This is a genomic window from Prosthecobacter sp. (assembly GCF_044227185.1).
Taxonomy (GTDB): Bacteria; Verrucomicrobiota; Verrucomicrobiia; order Verrucomicrobiales; family Verrucomicrobiaceae; genus Prosthecobacter.
Map to the genome: position 1 here is coordinate 52,658 of NZ_JBGAFO010000012.1, position 19,115 is coordinate 71,772.

Annotated in this window: 26 protein-coding genes and 1 tRNA gene; 16 read left to right on the forward strand and 11 right to left on the reverse strand. The window is 60.9% G+C overall.

The features are described 5' to 3' along the window. Nucleotides 1-270: 270 nt before the first annotated feature. On the reverse strand, nucleotides 271-573 hold the full coding sequence (locus ACILSQ_RS24560) for a GIY-YIG nuclease family protein (RefSeq protein ID WP_395746323.1): 303 nt from the start codon (nucleotides 571-573) through the stop codon (nucleotides 271-273). A 110-nt stretch (nucleotides 574-683) separates the two neighbouring features. Next, nucleotides 684-773: transfer RNA gene (locus ACILSQ_RS24565), tRNA-Ser, on the reverse strand. Nucleotides 774-892: 119 nt separating this feature from the next. Here ACILSQ_RS24565 and ACILSQ_RS24570 point away from each other — a divergent pair. Then, nucleotides 893-1,111 carry a hypothetical protein gene (locus tag ACILSQ_RS24570; protein ID WP_395746324.1) on the forward strand — a complete coding sequence of 73 codons (219 nt, stop codon included), beginning with the start codon at nucleotides 893-895 and terminating at the stop codon, nucleotides 1,109-1,111. A gap of 503 nt (nucleotides 1,112-1,614) precedes the next feature. On the opposite strand, the gene ACILSQ_RS24575 is transcribed toward ACILSQ_RS24570, so the two are convergent. After that, entirely contained in the window at nucleotides 1,615-2,232 is a 618-nt protein-coding gene (locus ACILSQ_RS24575; RefSeq protein WP_395746325.1) for a DNA-3-methyladenine glycosylase, read from the reverse strand. 107 nt (nucleotides 2,233-2,339) lie between these two features. Next, nucleotides 2,340-3,098, reverse strand: coding sequence for a Nif3-like dinuclear metal center hexameric protein (locus ACILSQ_RS24580; protein ID WP_395746326.1), 759 nt, complete (start codon nucleotides 3,096-3,098; stop codon nucleotides 2,340-2,342). Between the two features lie 185 nt (nucleotides 3,099-3,283). Here ACILSQ_RS24580 and gluQRS point away from each other — a divergent pair, with 185 nt between their 5' ends. Both gluQRS and ACILSQ_RS24590 read left to right on the forward strand, forming a co-directional pair. Next, a complete protein-coding gene (gene gluQRS / locus ACILSQ_RS24585; RefSeq protein ID WP_395746327.1) occupies nucleotides 3,284-4,141 on the forward strand; it encodes a tRNA glutamyl-Q(34) synthetase GluQRS in 858 nt (285 codons plus the stop codon). Further along, complete coding sequence (locus ACILSQ_RS24590) at nucleotides 4,138-4,545, forward strand: hypothetical protein (RefSeq protein ID WP_395746328.1); 408 nt, start codon at nucleotides 4,138-4,140, stop codon at nucleotides 4,543-4,545. The genes gluQRS and ACILSQ_RS24590 overlap by 4 nt, the downstream gene beginning before the upstream one ends. A 13-nt stretch (nucleotides 4,546-4,558) precedes the next feature. On the opposite strand, the gene ACILSQ_RS24595 is transcribed toward ACILSQ_RS24590, so the two are convergent. After that, entirely contained in the window at nucleotides 4,559-5,284 is a 726-nt protein-coding gene (locus ACILSQ_RS24595) for a hypothetical protein (RefSeq protein ID WP_395746329.1), read from the reverse strand. Nucleotides 5,285-5,391: 107 nt separating this feature from the next. Here ACILSQ_RS24595 and hemL point away from each other — a divergent pair, with 107 nt between their 5' ends. From hemL to ACILSQ_RS24630, 7 genes are all read left to right on the forward strand, one after another. Then, nucleotides 5,392-6,678 carry a glutamate-1-semialdehyde 2,1-aminomutase gene (gene hemL / locus ACILSQ_RS24600; protein ID WP_395746330.1) on the forward strand — a complete coding sequence of 429 codons (1,287 nt, stop codon included), beginning with the start codon at nucleotides 5,392-5,394 and terminating at the stop codon, nucleotides 6,676-6,678. Nucleotides 6,679-6,720: 42 nt separating this feature from the next. Next, on the forward strand, nucleotides 6,721-6,888 hold the full coding sequence (locus tag ACILSQ_RS24605; RefSeq protein WP_395746331.1) for a hypothetical protein: 168 nt from the start codon (nucleotides 6,721-6,723) through the stop codon (nucleotides 6,886-6,888). Nucleotides 6,889-6,984: 96 nt separating this feature from the next. Next, nucleotides 6,985-7,281 carry a hypothetical protein gene (locus tag ACILSQ_RS24610; protein WP_395746332.1) on the forward strand — a complete coding sequence of 99 codons (297 nt, stop codon included), beginning with the start codon at nucleotides 6,985-6,987 and terminating at the stop codon, nucleotides 7,279-7,281. A 1-nt stretch (nucleotide 7,282) separates the two neighbouring features. After that, nucleotides 7,283-7,612 carry a type II toxin-antitoxin system RelE/ParE family toxin gene (locus tag ACILSQ_RS24615; RefSeq protein WP_395746333.1) on the forward strand — a complete coding sequence of 110 codons (330 nt, stop codon included), beginning with the start codon at nucleotides 7,283-7,285 and terminating at the stop codon, nucleotides 7,610-7,612. A 10-nt stretch (nucleotides 7,613-7,622) separates the two neighbouring features. After that, complete coding sequence (locus tag ACILSQ_RS24620) at nucleotides 7,623-7,970, forward strand: cupin domain-containing protein (protein ID WP_184339700.1); 348 nt, start codon at nucleotides 7,623-7,625, stop codon at nucleotides 7,968-7,970. 11 nt (nucleotides 7,971-7,981) lie between these two features. After that, complete coding sequence (locus ACILSQ_RS24625; protein ID WP_395746334.1) at nucleotides 7,982-8,302, forward strand: putative signal transducing protein; 321 nt, start codon at nucleotides 7,982-7,984, stop codon at nucleotides 8,300-8,302. A gap of 11 nt (nucleotides 8,303-8,313) precedes the next feature. After that, on the forward strand, nucleotides 8,314-9,528 hold the full coding sequence (locus ACILSQ_RS24630) for a redoxin family protein (protein ID WP_395746335.1): 1,215 nt from the start codon (nucleotides 8,314-8,316) through the stop codon (nucleotides 9,526-9,528). 29 nt (nucleotides 9,529-9,557) lie between these two features. Here the strand turns inward: ACILSQ_RS24630 and ACILSQ_RS24635 are convergent, their stop codons facing one another. From ACILSQ_RS24635 to ACILSQ_RS24645, 3 genes are read right to left on the reverse strand one after another with little or no spacing between them, the layout of a single operon-like run. Beyond that, nucleotides 9,558-10,082: an RDD family protein gene (locus ACILSQ_RS24635; protein WP_395746336.1), complete on the reverse strand. Its 525-nt coding sequence runs from the start codon at nucleotides 10,080-10,082 to the stop codon at nucleotides 9,558-9,560. 39 nt (nucleotides 10,083-10,121) lie between these two features. Continuing rightward, nucleotides 10,122-11,141, reverse strand: a complete 1,020-nt coding sequence (locus tag ACILSQ_RS24640; RefSeq protein ID WP_395746337.1) for a murein hydrolase activator EnvC family protein — start codon at nucleotides 11,139-11,141, stop codon at nucleotides 10,122-10,124. A gap of 14 nt (nucleotides 11,142-11,155) precedes the next feature. Continuing rightward, complete coding sequence (locus tag ACILSQ_RS24645) at nucleotides 11,156-11,803, reverse strand: hypothetical protein (RefSeq protein ID WP_395746338.1); 648 nt, start codon at nucleotides 11,801-11,803, stop codon at nucleotides 11,156-11,158. A 136-nt stretch (nucleotides 11,804-11,939) separates the two neighbouring features. Between ACILSQ_RS24645 and pyrR the strand changes: the two genes are divergently transcribed. Next, complete coding sequence (gene pyrR, locus ACILSQ_RS24650; protein WP_395746339.1) at nucleotides 11,940-12,491, forward strand: bifunctional pyr operon transcriptional regulator/uracil phosphoribosyltransferase PyrR; 552 nt, start codon at nucleotides 11,940-11,942, stop codon at nucleotides 12,489-12,491. Beyond that, complete coding sequence (locus tag ACILSQ_RS24655) at nucleotides 12,492-13,418, forward strand: aspartate carbamoyltransferase catalytic subunit (RefSeq protein ID WP_395746340.1); 927 nt, start codon at nucleotides 12,492-12,494, stop codon at nucleotides 13,416-13,418. A gap of 99 nt (nucleotides 13,419-13,517) precedes the next feature. Here ACILSQ_RS24655 and ACILSQ_RS24660 read toward each other — a convergent pair whose 3' ends face one another. The 3 genes from ACILSQ_RS24660 to ACILSQ_RS24670 are packed head-to-tail and all read right to left on the reverse strand — an operon-like array spanning nucleotide 13,518 to nucleotide 15,491. Further along, the gene (locus tag ACILSQ_RS24660; protein ID WP_395746341.1) at nucleotides 13,518-13,766 is read right to left on the reverse strand and encodes a hypothetical protein; all 249 of its coding nucleotides are present in this window, start codon (nucleotides 13,764-13,766) and stop codon (nucleotides 13,518-13,520) included. Between the two features lie 34 nt (nucleotides 13,767-13,800). After that, complete coding sequence (locus ACILSQ_RS24665; RefSeq protein WP_395746342.1) at nucleotides 13,801-14,460, reverse strand: DUF6891 domain-containing protein; 660 nt, start codon at nucleotides 14,458-14,460, stop codon at nucleotides 13,801-13,803. An 8-nt stretch (nucleotides 14,461-14,468) separates the two neighbouring features. Further along, entirely contained in the window at nucleotides 14,469-15,491 is a 1,023-nt protein-coding gene (locus tag ACILSQ_RS24670) for an NAD-dependent epimerase/dehydratase family protein (RefSeq protein ID WP_395746343.1), read from the reverse strand. Nucleotides 15,492-15,617: 126 nt separating this feature from the next. Between ACILSQ_RS24670 and ACILSQ_RS24675 the strand changes: the two genes are divergently transcribed. The 4 genes from ACILSQ_RS24675 (at nucleotide 15,618) to ACILSQ_RS24690 (ending at nucleotide 19,059) form a co-directional block, all read left to right on the forward strand. Beyond that, nucleotides 15,618-16,394 carry a TerC family protein gene (locus ACILSQ_RS24675; protein WP_395746344.1) on the forward strand — a complete coding sequence of 259 codons (777 nt, stop codon included), beginning with the start codon at nucleotides 15,618-15,620 and terminating at the stop codon, nucleotides 16,392-16,394. 295 nt (nucleotides 16,395-16,689) lie between these two features. After that, entirely contained in the window at nucleotides 16,690-17,127 is a 438-nt protein-coding gene (locus ACILSQ_RS24680) for an Hsp20/alpha crystallin family protein (RefSeq protein ID WP_395746345.1), read from the forward strand. A 61-nt stretch (nucleotides 17,128-17,188) separates the two neighbouring features. Then, a complete protein-coding gene (locus tag ACILSQ_RS24685) occupies nucleotides 17,189-17,569 on the forward strand; it encodes an Hsp20/alpha crystallin family protein (protein WP_395746346.1) in 381 nt (126 codons plus the stop codon). A gap of 104 nt (nucleotides 17,570-17,673) precedes the next feature. Continuing rightward, nucleotides 17,674-19,059 (forward strand): APC family permease, encoded by a 1,386-nt coding sequence (locus ACILSQ_RS24690; RefSeq protein WP_395746347.1) that lies wholly within the window; start codon nucleotides 17,674-17,676, stop codon nucleotides 19,057-19,059. Nucleotides 19,060-19,115 lie beyond the last annotated feature (56 nt).

The following is a 19,115-nucleotide window of genomic DNA, read 5'->3' on the forward strand; positions in this document are numbered from 1 at the left end:
AAGTTCATAGTCCCGTTTTTTCGCAGGAGCAGGGGCGGACGGATGTAGCCAATTGCGCGGGAGGTGGTGGCCGCACCCTATGGCCGGGCCATATCCTTATTGTTCTTCTGGACGTCGCTGCAAAATAGTGGGGCTTCATTTTCGGCTTCCAGGGACCGATTGTTTCGGGTGCCGTTCTCATTGCGTGGAACTGAGGTGGCGGCCGTTCGGAAGAGATCTGGATGATTTGTGGCCAGAAAGGGAGCGGTGGCCCTTCCTTCGCTCTTCGAGCTACGGAGGGCATTTTCTGCCGCCTGGGGGAGATGAAGAATTACGCAGTCGTTTGTTCGCGAATGCTGTTCCGGAGGCGGTTTTGAGGTAGCGTTCGAAGGCCTGGGCCTGGGAGCGATCAGAGAAGGCGAGGTAGGTTTCGAGGAGCCAGGGGGTGAAGTGGCTGGTGTGAGGAGATTTGCCGGAGTTGTATTCGGCGAGGCGCTGGCGGAGGTCTTCGGTGAAGCCGGTGTAGGTTTGCCTGGGCGCGGACTGGCTACGGAGGAGGTAGACGTAGTACATGTTTGCAATTTTGAACGACATGAGGCGCTCAAAGCAAGTATGGATAGTTTGCGACCGGAAAGGGAGCGGTGGCCCGTCCTTCGCTCTTCGAGCTACGGAGGGCATTTTTTTGCCGCCTTGCGGCAAAAAAATGGCGGAGAGGGTGGGATTCGAACCCACGGTAGTTGTTACACTACGTCTGATTTCGAGTCAGGTGCCTTCAACCACTCAGCCACCTCTCCGGATCATTTTGCGAGGCGGGGAGAGTACCGCGTCCGCGGATGAATGCAAGGCGCGGCTTACAATGCCGGGGGAGAATTCCAGTTGTGTTTGGGGGCGGGTGGGGATCATTGAGCCTGTTATGCAAATTATCTCTGTTCTCATCGGTTTGGTGTGCGCGGCGCTGCTCGTTCCGGGGCTCATCCCTCTGCTGGGCTGGCTGCAATGGGCCGTGCTGGCTGGGTGCGTGGTGGGCATCATTTTCGGCTCCTTCTGCCAGCGTAAAATCGGTCTGACGATCAACGTCGCCGTGGCCCTGGTGGCTGCGCTGCGGCTGTTTATGGGCGGCGGGGTGCTGTGAGTTTTGGCAGGGAGGCTGCGGAGCATTTCCCGCGCTCCTTCAGAGCGCGACCTTGAGAAAGAGGGGAAGGCGACTTGAACCCAGGGCTTGCTGCGCTGCGCCCTGGGCTGAGTCCGTCGCCCCGTTGGGGCTGGTGTGGGTTTGAGGCTGCTTGTGCGAGGAGAATGGACCGGTATTTAACGGAGCGGGGTATCCTGCCATGAACCGTTGAAAACAGGTCTGGAACAGGTGTCGTATAGGATGCTGGGGGGCGAAAGGCCAGAGCTCGAATGTTCGGCGATCTTCAATCTCCGCGCATCGATGCGCCTTCGGGGGCCTGGGGCGTACTTGATTGACGATTCATCCTTCGCTCTGCGAGCTTCGGAGAACACGTTGATGAGCCATCGATTTTTGATTGTTGAAGGGCCGGAATGTCGGCGCGACGTGCCAGACGCAACGCCTCTGCCGTACCTGGAATGCAGACCTGCTGGCAGGTGTGCATGGTACAAGGTCTGTGACCTCTTTTAGCGGGGTGTCTTGGGGGCGGGAGGCTTCACTTTGCCGTGTTTGACGCTGAGGTGGGGGCTGTGGCGGGAGAGGAAGCGCCAGGGGTAGTCGATGGCCTGGCTGATGCCGACGCGGATGTCGGTGGCGATTTCGTGGGCGGAGGAGGATGAGGGCAGGATGAGGCCGCAGCCGGCGGGCCGGTTTTTGCCGGTCATGGGGAGGCCGTGGTGGGTGCCATCGATGCCGAGGGCGAGGGCGAGCTTGCCGGGACCTGAGCAGAGTTCGTGGAGTTTTTCGCGGTGGCGGCGCTGCCGCATTTTTTCGATGCCACGGGTGGGATCGAGGGCGCGGATGAGGATGAGGCCGTCCTGGGAGCCGCCTTTGACGAGGAGATTGAAGAGCCAGTACATGCCGTAGTTGAAATAGACGTAGGCGGCGCCGGCGGGGTGAGTTTTGACGAACTCGCGGGCGCTGGGGCGGGTGGCGGTGTGGGCGGCGAGGTCTCCCTCGACGGAGTAGGCTTCGGTCTCGACGATGATGCCGGCGGCGCCTTTCCAGACGAGCTCGACGCCGATGAGATCGCGGGCGACGGTGAGGACGTCGCGCTGGAAGAAGGAGGTACCGAGGTAGGGCATGGCAGCTTAGGGAGACACTGATTTAACAACGCAAGATTAGAAGACCGCAGAGATGAGTTCAAATTCGGGCCTCTGATCTGCTGTGTGTGGATTTATTCAGCGCATCCTTACAAACCGGTGGGATGATCTACAAATTCCCAGGGGATGCCGAATTTTTGCTGGATGTGGGCGGAGAGGGCTTTGACGCCGAAGGTCTCGGTGGCGTAGTGGCCGCCGTAGAGGATGTTGACGCCGATTTCTTCGGCGAGGGTGTAGCTCCAGTGGGGGCCTTCGCCGGTGATGAAGGTGTCGATGCCGGCCCTGGCCGCTGCAGCGACCTCCGTGCCAGAGCCACCGGATGAAATGCCGATTCTGCGGGTCGTCGTGGGGCCTCCCGGACAGACGTGCACCTTGCTGCCACCCAGGGCGGCCTGAAATTTTGCCACCAGTTCATCCAAGGGAATTTCATGAGCTGCCGTCACACCGACCGCGTTGCCTTTGTATTCCAAAAAGCCGCCATCAGGTGTGATTCCGAGGGACAGGGCGATCTGGGCGTTGTTGCCGAGTGTGGGATGCATGTCCAGCGGGAGGTGGCAGCTATAGATTGCGAGGCCGGCATCGAGGGCGGTCTTTATTTTTTGGAAGACGGGGCCGGTCCAGGTTTGCAGGCCGGACCAGAACAGGCCGTGGTGGACGATGAGGAGGTCGGCACCCGCGGCGGCGGCTTTGGTGATGACGGGCAGGGTGGCATCGACGGCGGCGACGATCTTGGTGACGGTGCCGCTGCGGTTTTCGAGCTGGAGACCGTTGAGGGCGTTGGAGTAGTCGGCGATTTCCGCGATGCGCAGTTCGGTGTCGAGGTGGGAGACGAGGTCGGCGAGATTCATGTGGGGAGTTTGGGGCGATTGCAACGATTCGCAAAACTCATTTCAAGGATGGCGAGCCTGGGGATGTTCGATTTGCCGCAGAGGGGCAAAGAGGCAGAGGGGGCAGAGATTGAATCAATCGATTCTCTTTTCGTGACGTGCAAAAAAAGAGGTCAAGGGAGACGGATTGTGACAATTTGATATCCATGCCTGAAGTCACACGATTTGCGCCGAGCCCCACCGGATGGCTGCATCTGGGGCATGCGTATGCGGCGCTGTTTGCGCATGAGCAGGCTGCGGGCGGAAGGTTTCTCATCCGGCTGGAGGACATTGATGGGACGCGGGCGCGGCCGGAGTATGAGGAGGCGATTTTTGAGGATCTGGCGTGGCTGGGGCTGGAGTGGGAGAAGCCGGTGAGGCGGCAGTCGGAGCACTTTGATGACTATCGTGCGGCTTTGATGAAGCTGGAGGGGCTGGGAGTGCTGTATCCGTGCTTTTGCACGAGGCGGGAGATTCAGGAGGAGATTTCACGGGCGGGGAATGCGCCGCAGGGGCCGGACGGGCCGCTGTACCCGGGGACGTGCCGGCACCGCAGTGTGGAGGAGCGGGCGCAGCGGATGGCGGCGGGGGAGCAGTATGCGCTAAGGCTGGACGTGGCGAAGGCGATGGGTCTGGTGGAAGGCGAGCTGAGCTGGAGGGACCGGGGGCGCGGGGTTTTTACGGCGCAGCCGGGGGTGTTTGGAGATGTGGTGCTGGCGCGGAAGGACACGCCGGCGAGCTACCACCTGGCGGTGGTGGTGGATGATGCGCTGCAGGGGATCACGCTGGTGACGCGGGGGGAGGACCTGCTGGAGGCGACGCATCTGCACCGGCTGCTGCAGGCGCTGCTGGGGCTGCCGGTGCCGGAGTGGCGGCACCATGGGCTGATCACGGACGAGAATGGGAAGCGGCTGGCGAAGCGGGATGATGCGCGGTCGCTGAGGAGCCTGAGAGCGGAGGGGTGGACTTCCGAACGAGTGAGGGATATGATCAAGACTCAAACGGAGCACACCCAGCTGCCATGATTCACTTCGAGGACTTCCCCTATGCACAGGTTCGTGAGGCGTTGAACACGATTGCGGGGCGCCTGGCGCTGGTATTTGCCGCCATGGTGCTGGGGAGTTTGCTGGCGGCTTTTACGGCCACCGAGTCATGGGGCGATGTGATCTCGTGCATTCCTCCGCTTACCTGGTTTCTGGCCCTTTTTTCCGGGTACGGTTTCATCGTGCTGCCCGGCATCGTTGTCTTCGCCATTTTGTTTGTGCGGATGCAATGGCCGCTACCGCTTGTTTTGCTGGTGACAGCGGTGATGTGGTGGGATGGGCATGGTGCCATCCGCTGGGGAATGTACGACAGTCCGGCGGTCAAGCGGCGGAAGGGACTGCTGGAGCCGATGGGGCAAGTGTCGTCTGGCAGCCAGGCAAAGTGATCGACACCCAAGTTCAAAACCCAGCCACGGGGGGCGGGACGGTCCTGACTCCGCCGTTGCCGAGGGGATTGCCTTTGGACTCTTCGATCTCGGAAACGACATTGTCTTTGAAGCTGAGGCTGAGGGTGCCGACCTCGACGCGGACGTAGGTGACGGTCTGGACGATCTGGCCGAAGGCGTTGACACCGGTGCTGGTCTGCGGGACCTGATCGTAAATGGCGTATTCGAGGCGCTCCTCCTTGCCGGCGGCGGTGATCTTGCTGGATTTGCGGGAGGGCCTGCCCATGGAGGCCTGCACCTCCTGGCTGGTCATGCCCAGGGCCACCTGCTTGTGCTGGATGAGCTCCTCCACCATTTTGGTGCGCTCATAGAGTTTTTTGAGGTTGGCGCTCAGATTGGGGTCGGCGGAGAGGACCTCGGCTTTGAGCACCCAGCCGGCCACATCGCCATGGCGGGCGCGGCCGCGTACGCGGTAGGCGGTGTCAGACATGGCCAGCAGAGTGACGACGGTGCCGGGGGCAAAGGAGCCGAGGGCGCCCTGGAGCTTGCTGGTGGGATAGACGGGGGCCTCGATCTGCACTTTGAGGATGATGGGCCTGGGCGTCATGCCCTCCACGGCAAAGGTGCCGGGCTCGACCGTGTCCAGGGTGGAGCGGCCACGGGGTGAGCGGGTGGCCGACTGAGCGAGGGCGGCCTGGGCGGTGCAGAGGGCGAGGAGAACCAAACAGAGCGCTTTCATAGGCAGGGTGGTCGGGGATTGGGCGGAGAATAGCCGAGTCTGACGGTTCTGGGCAACCTTTTGTTCGACGCCTAAAGTCTCCCGCGTATCCCTTTCCACCCCAAACCATGCCCAACGGACCCCTTTCCACCAAGCTTTTCGACCTCGCCAAGCAGTACATCCCCGGCGGAGTGAACTCCCCTGTGCGCGCCTTCCGCAATGTGGGGGGCGACCCGTTTTTCGTGAAGCGCGCCAAAGGGTGCCGCATCTACGATGTGGATGACCGCTGCATGATCGACTACGTGGGAACGTGGGGCCCGGCGATTCTGGGGCATGCGCCCGTGCCGGTGATCGAGGCGATCCACACGGCGGCGAAGGAGGGGGTGAGCTTTGGCATTCCGAACCTGTATGAGGTGGAGATGGCGCGGACGATCTGCGAGTGGGTGCCGAGCATCCAGAAGGTGCGCATGGTGAGCAGCGGGACGGAGGCGACGATGTCGGCCATCCGGCTGGCGCGCGGGTTTACAGGCAGAGACCGGCTGGTGAAGTTTGACGGATGCTACCACGGGCACTCGGACAGCCTGCTGGTGGCGGCGGGCAGCGGGGCGCTGACGCATGGGAACCCGGACAGCGCGGGAGTGCCGAAGAGCTTTGCGGAGCTGACGAGCGTGCTGCCTTTCAATGATGAGGCGGCGCTGGAGGAGCTGTTTGAGAAGCAGGGGCATGAGATCGCGTGTGTGATTGTGGAGCCGTATCCGGCGAATGCGGGGCTGATTTTGCCGAAGCCGGGATTCCTGCAGAAGCTGCGGGACATCACCGCGAAGCACGGGGCGCTGCTGATTTTTGATGAAGTGATGACGGGCTTCCGCCTGGCCCGTGGCGGGGTGCAGGAGCTGGAAAAGATCACGCCGGACCTGACCTGCCTGGGCAAGGTCATTGGTGGTGGGCTGCCGGTGGGGGCCTTTGGCGGGCGTGCGGACGTGATGGACAAGCTGGCGCCGATCGGCCCGGTGTATCAGGCGGGCACGCTGAGCGGCAACCCGGTGGCGCTGGCGGCGGGGCTGGCACAGCTGCGCGAGATTGAGAAGAAGAACGGCTACGCGCTGCTGGAGAACCTGGGGCAGATCATGGAGGACGCGGTGCTGGAGGTGCTGAAGAAGAAGGGGCTGAACTACCGGTGGTACCGCCGAGGGAGCATGTTCTGCCTGTTCTTCACGGAGAAGGAAGTGCACAGCCTGCAGGATGCGAAGACGAGCGATCTGGCGGCGTTTCGGAAGTTTTTCCACTACTGCCTGGATCACGGGGTGTACTTTGCGCCGAGCCAGTTTGAAACGGGATTCATCAGCATGGCGCACAGCCGGGATGACCTGGAGCAGACGGCGGAGGTGGCGGCGGCAGCGCTGGGGGCGCTGTAGGAAGGGGGTGAGTCCAGCGGGAGGCGGGGTATGCTGATCAGCATGCCCCAGGTCATCATTGATGTGCCTGAAACGCTTATGAAAGAGCGCCTGGAAGAGATTTTGGAGGGGAGAGACAAAGGGCCGTTTGTGCGGGTGCCTGATGATTTGGTGGAGAGAGTCATGGAGCAGGCCGTAGCGGGGATTCGCGAGCGGGAAGCACACAGTTGATCCTTTGCTGGGCTTGCTGGCGGAATAGGACTGACAGGACCCATGGGACGAACAGGGAGACTTGTCGCGGAGGCGGTGGTGTGGTAACCTAACTCTATGCCGCAGTTCACCATAGAACTTTCTGAAGACGTCATGCCCGCGCTGAACCGCAAAGCGCAGGGGTGGAATAAGTCACCAGAGGATTTTCTTTCGGCCTATGTCGAGAACTTCCTTGAGAGTGAGGATGAGACATCCCAAAACGCAGAAACCAATGCGACACGCGAGGCGTTGGAAGATATTCTTGAAGAGAGGGACAAGGGGCCGTTTATCACGATTACGGACACCAAGGCATTGAAGGAACGCGTCATGGCAAGGGCTCTGGCTCGAGTGCAGAGTGAATCCCTTCATAGCTGACATGCACTATCAGATCCATCCTGAGGTGGAAATGATCGATCTCGAAGAGATCGCTACTTACATTGCTCGGAGCAATCCCAGAGCAGCCGACGAGGTTGTCGGAGTGATTACCGGAATGTATGACGTTCTTGCTTCACAACCGCAGATGGGCACTGAGTATCACCCTCTACGTTGGACGCTGGAAGGCATCCGCATGATCACGGTCACGGAATATCCCAATTACCTGATCTATTACCGTCCGCTGCCGGAGAATGCCGGGGTGCGTATTCTTTATGTGCTGCATGGGGCGCGGGATGCCGCAGCATTTGCCAAGGAGCATCAGCGCCAGTAGGCTGTCCGTCATGAGTGAACCTCGCTTTGCCGTTGCCCAGCTGGATGAAATCACGCCGACGCCGTGTCCGTGTGGGCAGGCGCGGCGGGCGTTTAAGGAGGACTGGAACACGCTGGCGACGGTGCACCTGACGGACATCCATGCGGATTCCAAGGCGCACTACCACAAGAAGATGACGGAGATCTACATCGTGCTCGAAGGAGAGGGGCATCTGGAGGTGGACGGGCAGATCGTGCCGCTGAAGCCGATGACGACGGTGATGATCCGGCCCGGGTGTGTGCACCGGGCGGTGGGAAAGCTGAAAATCATCAATGTGCCAATGCCGCCGTTTGATCCGGCGGATGAATTTGAGGTGTGAGGACCAAAGCCATGCGCGACCTGATCACCAGTCTCGATTCGGCGAGGCTCGGCTTCTACAAGTCGATCCTGGATGAGGCCGGCATTGTCTCCTTCATCCGCAATGAAACGACCGCGCAGCTCACGAACATTTTTATCGGTCCGCTGCAGCCGACCTTGTGCCTGGTGGACGAGGCTGATTTCGAGCAGGCCAGCGCGCTGCTGAGGCCGCACCAGATGTCTGACGAAACGCATTTCACCGCAGAGGAGGACTGGCTCTGCCCTGCGTGCAAAGAATCGAATCCGGCCTCGTTTGAAGTGTGTTGGAAATGCCAGACGGCGAAACCTGAATGACGATCAAATCCATGAACAAGCTCGCTCTCACCCTGCTGGCGGTGCTGCTTCCGGCGCTGGCGAATGCTGAGACGCCGAAGGGGAAAAAACCGGCGGGGCCGGAGGGGTTTCATGAATTGAAGATCGGGGATGCGGCGCCGGATTTTGATCTGGTGGGCATTGATGAGGAGAAGCACACGCTGAAGGAGTATGCGGATGCGGACCTGCTCATGATCGCGTTTCTGAGCAACCACTGCCCGACTTCGCAGGCGGTGGAGGGGCGGATCAAGAAGCTGATCAAGGAGTTCAAGGGGAAGGGGCTGAAGGTGGTGGCGATCAATCCGAATGATCCCGCGGCGCTGCGACCGGACGAGCTGGGCTATTCGAAGTACAACGACAGCTTTCCGGAGATGAAGCTGCATGCGAAGGAGCAGGGCTTCACGTTTCCCTATCTCTATGATGGCGACACGCAGAAGACGGCGCTGGCGTATGGCTGCCTGGCGACGCCGCATGTGTTCATCTTCGACAAGGAGCGCAAGCTGAGATACCAGGGGCGGCTGGATGATTCACGCTACGCGGATGAAAGCACGGTGACGGCGCCGGATGCGCGGAATGCGATCGAGGCGCTGGTGGCGGGCAAGCCGGTGCCGGTGGAGGTGACGAAGCCGCATGGCTGCTCGACCAAGTGGATCGACAAACGCAAGCAGCTCGCGGCGGACAATGAGAAGTGGGAGAAGGGCGAGGTGGAGGTGGAGCTGATCGATGCGAAGGGCGTCGTGGCGCTGCGGAAGAACGACACGAAGAAGGTAAGGATGTTCAACGTGTGGGCCACGTGGTGCGGGCCGTGCGTGGCGGAGTTTCCGGAGCTGGTGGCCACCTCACGGAAGTTTGGCCTGCGCGAGTTTGAGTTCATCAGCATCAGCATGGACGACCCGAAGGACATGGGGGAGGTGAAGGCGTTTCTGGAAAAGAACAACGCGGTGGTGCCGGACAAGCTGAAGGCCTCGCTCAAGGCCGAAGGGCGCAAGGGGAATGCGTATGTCTTCAGCGAGGCGAGCCAGGATGCGCTGATCAAAGCGCTGGATACCGAGTGGCCGGGGCCGATCCCGCACACGCTGGTGGTGGCGCCGGGAGGCGAGGTGATCTACCGCCACAACGGGCCCATTGATGGTGATGAGCTGCGGGAGAAGATTTTGGAGTTTATGGGCCGGTTTTATCAGCCGGAGCCGGAAGTGAAACAGCGGTGACAGCGTAGGCGCGGACTTTCCGCGACGGGCTAAGATTGCGTGATGATGACCTTGGTGTCCGCAATGTCGTCGTGAAGAGTGTTGTGCTGGGAGCGGAAAATCAGGAGGGAGTCGATGACGGCAACCACCACACCCAAAATGGGGATCTGAACAATGAGCTGTAGTGGCAGGATGCGCTTGAGGATGATGTGAGACCTTGCGGCCGGGGAGCCGTTTTTCCGGACAATGCGGAGATTCACAACGCCTTTGCCGATGGTCTGACCGCGACCGAGCTGATTCCAGTTCAACGCCAGCATCACGATGAAGCCCACGAGCCCCCAAAGGAGCCGCTCAGGCCCCCAGGAACCGCCTCCTCTGGCCGCCTGCTCCATGGCACGGTCGAAATAACCCGTGAACCACATGAGGGGAAGGTTGATGGCCATCAGGATCAGCGAATCCAGGAGGCTGGCTCCCAGCCTCTGCCATGGAGTGGCGAGAAGCTCGCTGGCACCGGAGGAGTCCGCAGGCAGTAGGTTTGACTGAGGAGGCGCGTATGGATTGACAGGATCATTCATAGCTCCGCATGGTGGAATACCCGAGTCCGACTGTCCACACTAAAACCAGCCGCAGACGAGCTTCACGAAGCGGAGGCCTTCGGTGGTGAGCTTGCCGGTGGGGCCGCTGCCGGTGACGCAGCCGCGGGTGTGGGTGTAGTGGGGGATGCCGGTGTCCTTGATCCAAGTGACGACGGGGGCTGAAACGGGGGTGGCGGATGCTTTCACGGCGAGGGGGAGGCCCCAGCGGCTGAAGGTGACCTCCCAGGCCGCGGGCCTGCCGACGGGGCGCGGGCCATCGAGAAGCCAGGGGTAGTTTTTGAGGATTTCCATTTCGGCGTCTCCTGGAACGGCGACGCGGTAACTGCTCTCGGTGGACTGCACGGCGCTGGCGACGCTGTAGGAGGGGTTTTTCCTCTGAGCGAGGTAGAGGGACTGGAGATCGAGCCCGATGAGGTTCAGGCCGTTGTAAACGCCGTGGTGGTTGGGCGTGTTGAAGCTGGCATTGTGCCAGGCTTCAAAGCGGCTGGAGAGGAAGAGATTCAGCTCCACATGGACGTGGGCGCGGCGCTGGTCGATGCCGCTGCCGGTGTAGCCGAGAACACCGAGCGGAGCGCCCGCCTGCACCTTCTGTCCGGCGCTGACCTGGGCGGAGGCCAGATGGGCGTAGAGGGAGAAATAGGGGCTGCCGCCGAAGTTGTGCTGCACGAAGATGTAGCGGCCGTAATTGCTCAGGCCGGAGGCAGCAGCCACATAGACAACGGCACCATCCGCGATGGCGCAGACGGTGTCCTGTGGATTGCCTCTGGCATCGCGCTGGAGGGGCTTGATGTCGAGGCCTTCGTGAAAGCGTGCGTAGGCGATGCGGCTGCCGATGCGGCGGGGATCGCGCACGAAACCAAACTGGCCGCCCTCCCAGGGGGTGGTTTTGGAGCCTTCGAAATCGCGGTCCACGAACTGAAAAAACTCCGAGGGAGCGTCGAACAGGGCGTGGTTGGCGGTGGGGAGCTGCAGGTGCTGCGCGGGGAGGGCGCGCGTGAGCAGGCAGAGCAGCGAGAGTGAAAGCACGAGACGTGTCATCCGGCGCCGGGTGGTTAGAAGTTTTCCAGCGGGATGATGTCCGTGCGCTTTTTGGGCTCGCGGACTTTGCCGCGCTCCTTGTCACGAGCGGCGGCCTTTTCCGCGGCCTCGAGAGCCTTGGCATCCCTGCGCGAGTTCATTTTTTCCGTGTCGGTGGAAGGCATCATGTCTTCCATCATGCGGGAGGAGGACTTCAGGTATTTGAGGCGCGGGTAAAACTTGTCCATGTAATCAATCGTCTTCTGGGTGAGGCCGCGCCAGATGATGAAACGGCCGTCGGTGATGGGCTGGTCGAGCTCCACCATGTCAACGGGGGTGAAATTGACCATGGTGAGCATGGTCATGCCGTGGTAGTCGCGGGAGGCGAGATCGAGGGCATGCTTGCCCTTGGTATCGAGCTGCAGCACCACGCCGAAGCCATCCTCAGGCTTTTCCGCCGGGAAGGGTTCGAAGGCGGAAATGCTGCGCTGGCTGAACTCGGGGCTCTTTTTGAAGGTGAACTGATGGCCGAGGATGGGAAGCTTCATGATCTCGCGGGGATGCTCGATCTGGTCCGTCTGCACATGGGCGGTGATGATCAGTTTGTTTTCACGGAGGGTGTCGCAACTGGTCAGCAGTGCTGAGAGGGCCAGGATGGAAAGGGCGAGGGAAAATCGGTGCATGGGAGAATGAAACCAAAGACGCGCACGGTTTGCAACCCTGGAGGCACGAGCGGGGCGAAACTTCCGGGCCGGCGCTGGCATCCGGCGCATTGACAACCTCGCGAATCACCGGACTGTCCGCGCACCCTTTTCCACCATGCCCGGCAACGAACGCACGCTCCTCACACAGGCCCAGATGGCCGCCGGGGTGGAGGCATTGGCGAAAAGCATTCTGGAGGCCAATGCCGGTGCGGAAAGCCTGGCACTGGTGGGGGTATTCACACGCGGGGTGCCGCTGGCAAAACGCATTGCGGCGGAAATCGGCAGGCTGGGCGGGCCGAAGGTTTTTGTGGGGACGATCGACATCACCCAGTACCGCGATGACCTGAACACGTTTCAGATGGTGCCGAAGCTGGAGGGCTCGGACATTGGATTTGAGATCGACGACCTGACCGTGGTGCTGTGTGACGAGGTGATCTACACCGGGCGCAGCGTGCGTGCGGCGCTGGATGAGCTGCTGAATTTTGGCCGCCCGAAACGCGTGCAACTGGCGGTGCTGGTGGACCGCTGCGGGCGTGAACTTCCCGTGCAGCCGGATTTTTCGGCCCTGAAGGTGAGCCTGGGGCCGGGGGAGCGGGTGGCCGTGCGATTTGAAGAAGTGGACGGCCAGGACGCCTGCACCGTGCAAACCCAAACCTCAACGAGATAGATGACCCCGCGCAAAGACCTCCTCGACATCGCCTCGCTCACGGATGAGGAAATCGCCTTCGTGCTGGACAACGCGGGGCCGTTTAAAGACCTTTTCAAGCGCAGTGTGAAGAAGGTGCCCACGCTGAAGGGGCAGACGATGCTGACGCTGTTTTATGAGCCGTCCACGCGCACGCGCTCGAGCTTTGAGGTGGCGGCGAGCCGCCTGTCCGCGGACGTGACGCACTTTGACATTGAGTCGAGCAGCGTGGTGAAGGGTGAGTCCGTGCTGGACACGGTGGAGACGCTGGAGGCCATGCGGGTGGACTACATCGTGGTGCGGCACAAGCAGTCCGGCACGCCGAATCTCATCGCAAGGAACACGCGTGCGAGTGTGATCAATGCGGGTGACGGTTGGCATGCGCACCCGACGCAGGCGCTGCTGGACGCCTTCACGCTGCGCGAGATTCATAAGGATCTGCGCGGATGCCGGGCGCTGATCGTGGGAGACATCCAGCACTCGCGCGTGGCGCGCAGCACCAGCCTTATCTTCCGCCGGCTGGGCATGCAGGTGGCGTATCTGGCGCCGGGCTCGATGATGCCGCGCGAAGTGCCGCAGGAGATTCCGCAGTTTGGAAACTGGACGGATGCCTTCGACTGGAAGCCGGATGTGATTTATCTGCTGCGTGTGCAGGGGGAGCGCATCGACGAACCCTTTGTGCCGAGCTCCGCGGAGTACCACCGCAACTACGGGCTGACGGATGAGCGGGTGAAAGTGCTGCGCGAGCGCGGGCTGCACCTGATGCACCCCGGCCCGGTGAACCGCGGGGTGGAGATCACGGATGCGGGGATGAACTATGAGAAGTGCCTGATCAACCAGCAGGTGGAAAATGGCATCGCGGTGCGGATGAGCGTGCTGTACTGGCTGCGGCCGGGTGCGGCGGAGTAGTGGGGGCGCTGGGGGGTTGGAAGGCGCGCAGAGATTGTAAACTGGGAACTGAAAACTGGGAATTTTAAATTGGTCTGAAGGTGAGCGTTGGGACGGATGTTACTTCTTCTCTGGGCGCGTCAATGAGGTGATCAGGCTTTGGAGATGAGTTGCATGCAGCAACTCAATCGCGTCAGAAAGTTTCAAGAGCTTGCGGTGTTCGGCAGGAGTGAGTGAACCGCTTTTGCGCTTGGCGAAGAGGCGACAGTAGGCCACGCGCTGGTTTGGTGAGAGCGTCTTGGAAATGGCTGTGCTCAGACTGTTCGATTCCCTAAGAGCCTGCGCAACTTTGAGAGGGAGCGATTTCATTTTTTGAGGTCAAAGACGGTGAGGGAAGGTTGAACTATCGCTCGTATCGGCGCTTCCAGTCAAATTTTGGAATGTGGATGCGGTGGTTGCTTGTGCCGTCCCACTCCAAGGCAAAGCCAGCGCGTTCCAGTTCTTCTTTCAAGGTCAAGGCCACCTTGAGTTTGTCGGGGACATCGCCATCCACATGATCAAAGGCCAGAGTTAAGCCCTCATTGGCGACTGCCCGTTCAAGATCTTGTCCGTGATAGAAGCAGTAGCCGAAGTAGCGACCCTTGGGGTGGTTCGAAAGTGCTTCACGTGCATCGGAGTGTCCGTCTGACATGGTGTAACCGGCGTTGTGCAGACAAAGCACGCCCCGCTTGTCCAATGCGTGAAAGGCTGTGTTCAGGTGGTCGCAGTCGGTGACCTTTGGCCAAAGCTTTTCCGCTTCCGCTTTTCTATTAAACTCGGGTTCGACGGCATTGCGCAGCATCTCCTCATTGGCATCCTCCTCGAGGATGTCGTCAATCATTTGTTCCACCTCTTCGGGAGAGTAAAATCCTGACCAGACCCAGGTGTGGATGGCGTCGAGAATGTATTGGTCTGTCTCGTTCGGCTCCGACTTCTGTGTTGTTTGAAGACTGGGTGGAACAGACTTAGTAGAATCGGCGGGTTTTGCTCCGAGCCACTTTTTGAATTGAGACCAGTAGCTCATGGTGAATCTCAAAACTTCCCATCCCGCGACTCAAAGTGCGTGGGCTTCCCAAGTGATGAGCCGCCGGTGGAGATCCAGTGGGCGACCCATTCGGTGAGTTCTTCGTCGCGGATGAAGGGGATGCCGAGTTCGACGAAGCTGCGGTAGGGATTGCTGAGGAGGGCGTCGGGGGCTTCCTGGCCGGTGATCTGGACGGGCTTGCCGAAGATTTCGCCGAAGCGCTTGGCGATTTCCCGGACGCTGAGGGTGGCGGTGCCGGTGAGGTTGACGGGCCAGGCGGGGCTTTGGGCCTTGGCTAGGCTGAGGAGGGAGAGGGCATTCGCATCGCCCTGCCAGATGGTGTTGAAGTAGCCCATGGTGACATCGACGGGCTCGCCATTCCAGACCTGGCGGGCGATGTCCACCATGACACCGTAGCGGAGGTCGCAGGCGTAGTTCAGGCGGATGAGGGAGACGGGGGTGCCGCGGGTCTGGCTGAAGTATTCAAAGATGCGCTCGCGGCCCATGCAGCTCATGGCGTACTCGCCCTTGGGGTTGAGGGCATCCTCCTCGTGGCTGCCGCCGCGCTCCACGGGGACGAGGCCATAGACATTCCCGGTGGAAAAGGCGGCGATGCGGCTGCGGTGGTAGCGCTCACACACGAGGCCGGGCAGCCAGGCGTTCATGGCCCAGGTCATGGCCTCCTGCCCCGTGGAGCCGAACTTCATGCCGGCCATGTAGATGACATTGGGCGCGTGCGGGAGGTAGGCCACGGCATTGGCGGCGAGGAGGTCGCTGGAGATGACATCGATGCCGTGCCGCTGAAATTCATCGGCGGAACCGGGGGTGCTAAAGCGGGAGACGGCGATGATGCGGCGCTGGGTGCCGGCTTCATCGCTGGCGCGCTTGGCCATGCGGGCGAGGGAGGGGCCCATCTTGCCGGCAGCGCCGAGGATGATGATGTCGCCGGGAAGCCGGGTCATCATTTCGATCACGGCGGGCGTGGGGCGGCTGAGGCGTTCTTCGAGATCTTCGAGGCTTTGGGGAGGCATGGGGCGCACCTATGAACGGGTTTTGGCGAATGGAAAATTTTTTGCTGTTGGAGGCGCGGAGTGTCCGCAGCAAAATTTGTCCCCGGTGATTGCCGAGAGGGCATTTTCCGCTAGGGTCGCCGCCCGATGATTGCCAACGCCGCCGCTGCTGTAACCGCCAATTTGAACGTGCTCGACTTTTCCTGGGTCACCTCCGCGGAGGCCTGGGTGGCGGTGCTGACGCTGTGCGTGCTGGAGATTGTGCTGGGGATCGACAACATCGTGTTCATTTCGATCCTGGTGGACAAGCTGCCGGCGCAGGACCGTGCGCGGGGGCGCTTTCTGGGGCTGGGACTGGCGATGGTGACGCGCATTTTGCTGCTGCTTTCCATCACCTGGGTGATGTCACTGACGAAGCCGCTCTTCACGGTGCTGGAGCATGCCATCACGGGGAAGGACCTGGTGCTGATCCTGGGCGGGCTGTTTCTGATTTACAAGAGCACGCGGGAGATTCATGAAAAGCTGGAAGGGGACCCCGAAGGCGACGTGCGCAGAAGCGTTGGCAAGGAGGCGGCCTTTGGAGCGGTGATGGTGCAGATCGCCCTGCTGGACATTGTGTTCTCGCTGGACTCGGTGATCACGGCGGTGGGGATGGTGAAGCACATCTCCATCATGGTGACGGCGGTGCTGATTTCCGTGGGCTTCATGATGCTGTTTGCGAGGGCGGTGGGCGAGTTTGTGGCGCGGCACCCGACGGTGAAGATGCTGGCGCTGAGCTTCCTGATTTTGATCGGCACGGCGCTGATCGGCGAAGGGTTTCACTTCGAAATTCCGAAGGGCTACATCTACTGCGCGATGGGATTCTCGATGGCGGTGGAGCTGCTGAATTTGAAGGCGAAGAAGGCGGTGGCCAAGGCGCATTGAGGCGGCGTGGCATGGGGTGCGGCGGGGGTCGGCCCGTGAGCGAGGGGACGGATGTTGCGCCCTGAAAAGACAATGATGCCGGGTAGGCAAAAATGGCGCAGTGGTGTGACAAGAGGTGCCAATTTTTGGCACAAAGTGGCGTGGTTTTAAGCCGTAGCGAAAAGCGGCGTCGCTGATTAACTCGTTGATTTTAAATGAGTTGAATCACGGCAAAAGAGGCCTGGCACGGCTGATGCATAAGTAAAAGGCGGAACAACATTCCGACTCCCAAAACTCAACTCAAACCTACCGAACCATGAAACTCATCCGATCCAATCCCTTCAGCCTTAACCGTGTCTCTGATTTCGACGAATGGTTTCGCCATCCGTTCTCCAGCCTGCCTTCCCTGAGCAGCTTCATCAGCAACCTCGGCGAAGTTTTCCCCGGCATGACGGGCGACAAGCTGGCCGTGGACGTGCATGAAGACAAAGACAACTACTTCGCCAGCTTTGAAGTGCCGGGCGTGAAGAAGGAAGATGTGAAGATCGAGCTGAACAACGGCCTGCTGACCGTGACGGCCGAGAAACGCGCGAAGGACGGCGAGAAGGAAAGCTCCTTTAGCATGACGCGCTCCGTGTCCGTGCCTGATGGCGTCAACGCAGAGGCGATCAGCGCGAAACTCACCGACGGCATCCTGAGTGTGACTTTGCCGAAACAGGAGCGCAGCAAGCCGCGCACCATCGCTCTGAACTGATCCTCATCCCCAGCCCCCACTTTAACAAACCCAACATCAAACACCCATTCCCAAATCCATCATGAATACGACCTGTTCCCCCCGCTCCTGCGCCCCTGCCACCTCCGGCGTCACCGAATCCCTGCGCAAACCGCTCTACAACATCAATGGCAACGCCGACGCGTATGAAATCCGCGTGGAGCTGCCGGGTGTGCCGAAGAGCGGCGTGAAGCTGGACCTTGAGGAAAACATCCTCACGATCCGCGGCGAACGCAGCACGACAGTGCCGGAAGGCATGAAGGTGCTGCACCGGGAGCTGTCTCCGCTGAGCTACCTGCTGCGCCTGCGCCTGAACGCGCCGGTGAACGATGAGCAGATGACCGCCCAGCTCGAAGACGGTGTGCTGATGCTGCGCCTGCCGCTCAAAGAAGCGGCCAAGCCGCGCCAGATTCCGGTGCTGTAAAAGTCCAGCGTCCGAGCTCCGCGCCGCCCGTATCGCCAAAACAAGCGATGCGGGCGGCTCTTTTTTATCTTCCCGCGCGGCATCATCTCGGCTAGTAGCGGGGAATGGAACCTGCCGCCCTTTCTTCGAAGACCGACTCCCCGCCCTCCCTGCAGCAAACCATCGGCGGGTGGCAGGTGATGTTTTATGGGCTGGGTTCGATGCTAGGCGCGGGCATTTACGCGCTGATCGGACGTGCGGCGGACTCGCTGGGAAATGCAGTGTGGCTGGCGTTTCTGACGGCGATGATCGCGGCGATGCTGACGGGCCTCTCCTACGCGTGCGTAGGGAGCCGCTATGCCAAGGCGGGCGGCGCGGCGTATGTGACGCAGCACGGACTGAGAAAGCCGCTGCTGAGCTATGTGGTCGGAATTGCGGTGATGATGAGCGGGCTCACCAGCATGGCCACGGGGTCGCAGGCGATCGCGGAGCAGCTGGAGAAGGCGCTGGGGTTTGCGCTCGACATCAAGCTGGTGGCCATAGGCATCGTGTTTCTGGTGGGCTGCGTGATCTATCGCGGTCTGCGCGAGAGCATGTGGCTGAACGTTCTCTGCACGGTGGTGGAAGCCTCCGGGCTGCTGTTCATCATCGCGGTGGGCGTGCGCTACTGGGGCAGCGTGAACTATCTGGAAACGGCGAAGGACACGGTGGCGGGCGGGCCTGGATCCGGGATCACGCTGGCGCTGGTGATGCAGGGGGCGGTGCTGACCTTTTTCTCGTTCATCGGTTTTGAAGATATTTTGAATGTGAGCGAGGAGGTGAAGAACCCGCGGAAGAATGTGCCGTTTGGCCTGATCGGCGCGATGATTCTGGCCACGCTGATTTACATGGCGGTGGCCATCACTGCGGTGTCGGTGATCCCCTGGCGTGAACTGGCGGCGAGCAAGACACCGCTGATGGATGTGGCGCACAAGGCGGCGCCGTGGCTGGGAGGCATCGACCGGCTGTATCTGGGCATCACGATTTTTGCGATCGGGAACACGGCGCTGCTGAACTACATCATGGGCTCGCGCCTGCTGTATGGGATGAGCCGGCAGGGGCTGCTGCCTTCGGTGCTAGGGCGCGTGCACCCCAAGCGACACACACCGCATGTGGCGGTGTTTGTGCTGTTTGGCATCGTGGCGATTCTTATTCTCAGCGGCGGGGTGAAGCAGCTCGCGGAATCGACGGTGCTGCTGCTGCTGGCGGTGTTTACGGTGGTGAACATCGCGCTGGTGGTGTTGAAGCGGAAGCCGGAGGAGCCGAAGGGTGGTTTTGAACCGCCGATGTTTGTGCCGGTGCTGGGGGCAGTGACATGCGCCTCATTGATTTACACGCGGATTCACAGCGCGGTGACGAGCACCGACACGTCGATGCACACCGCGCCGTTGATTGCGGGGGCGATCATTGTGATCAGCGTGGTGCTGTATGTGGTGCTGAAGCCGAAGAATCCGGTGGTGCAGGAGGACTGAGGCGCGGAGGAAAGTCTCGCGGCAAGCGTGCGGCGGGGCTCTTTGTGGACGCTGCT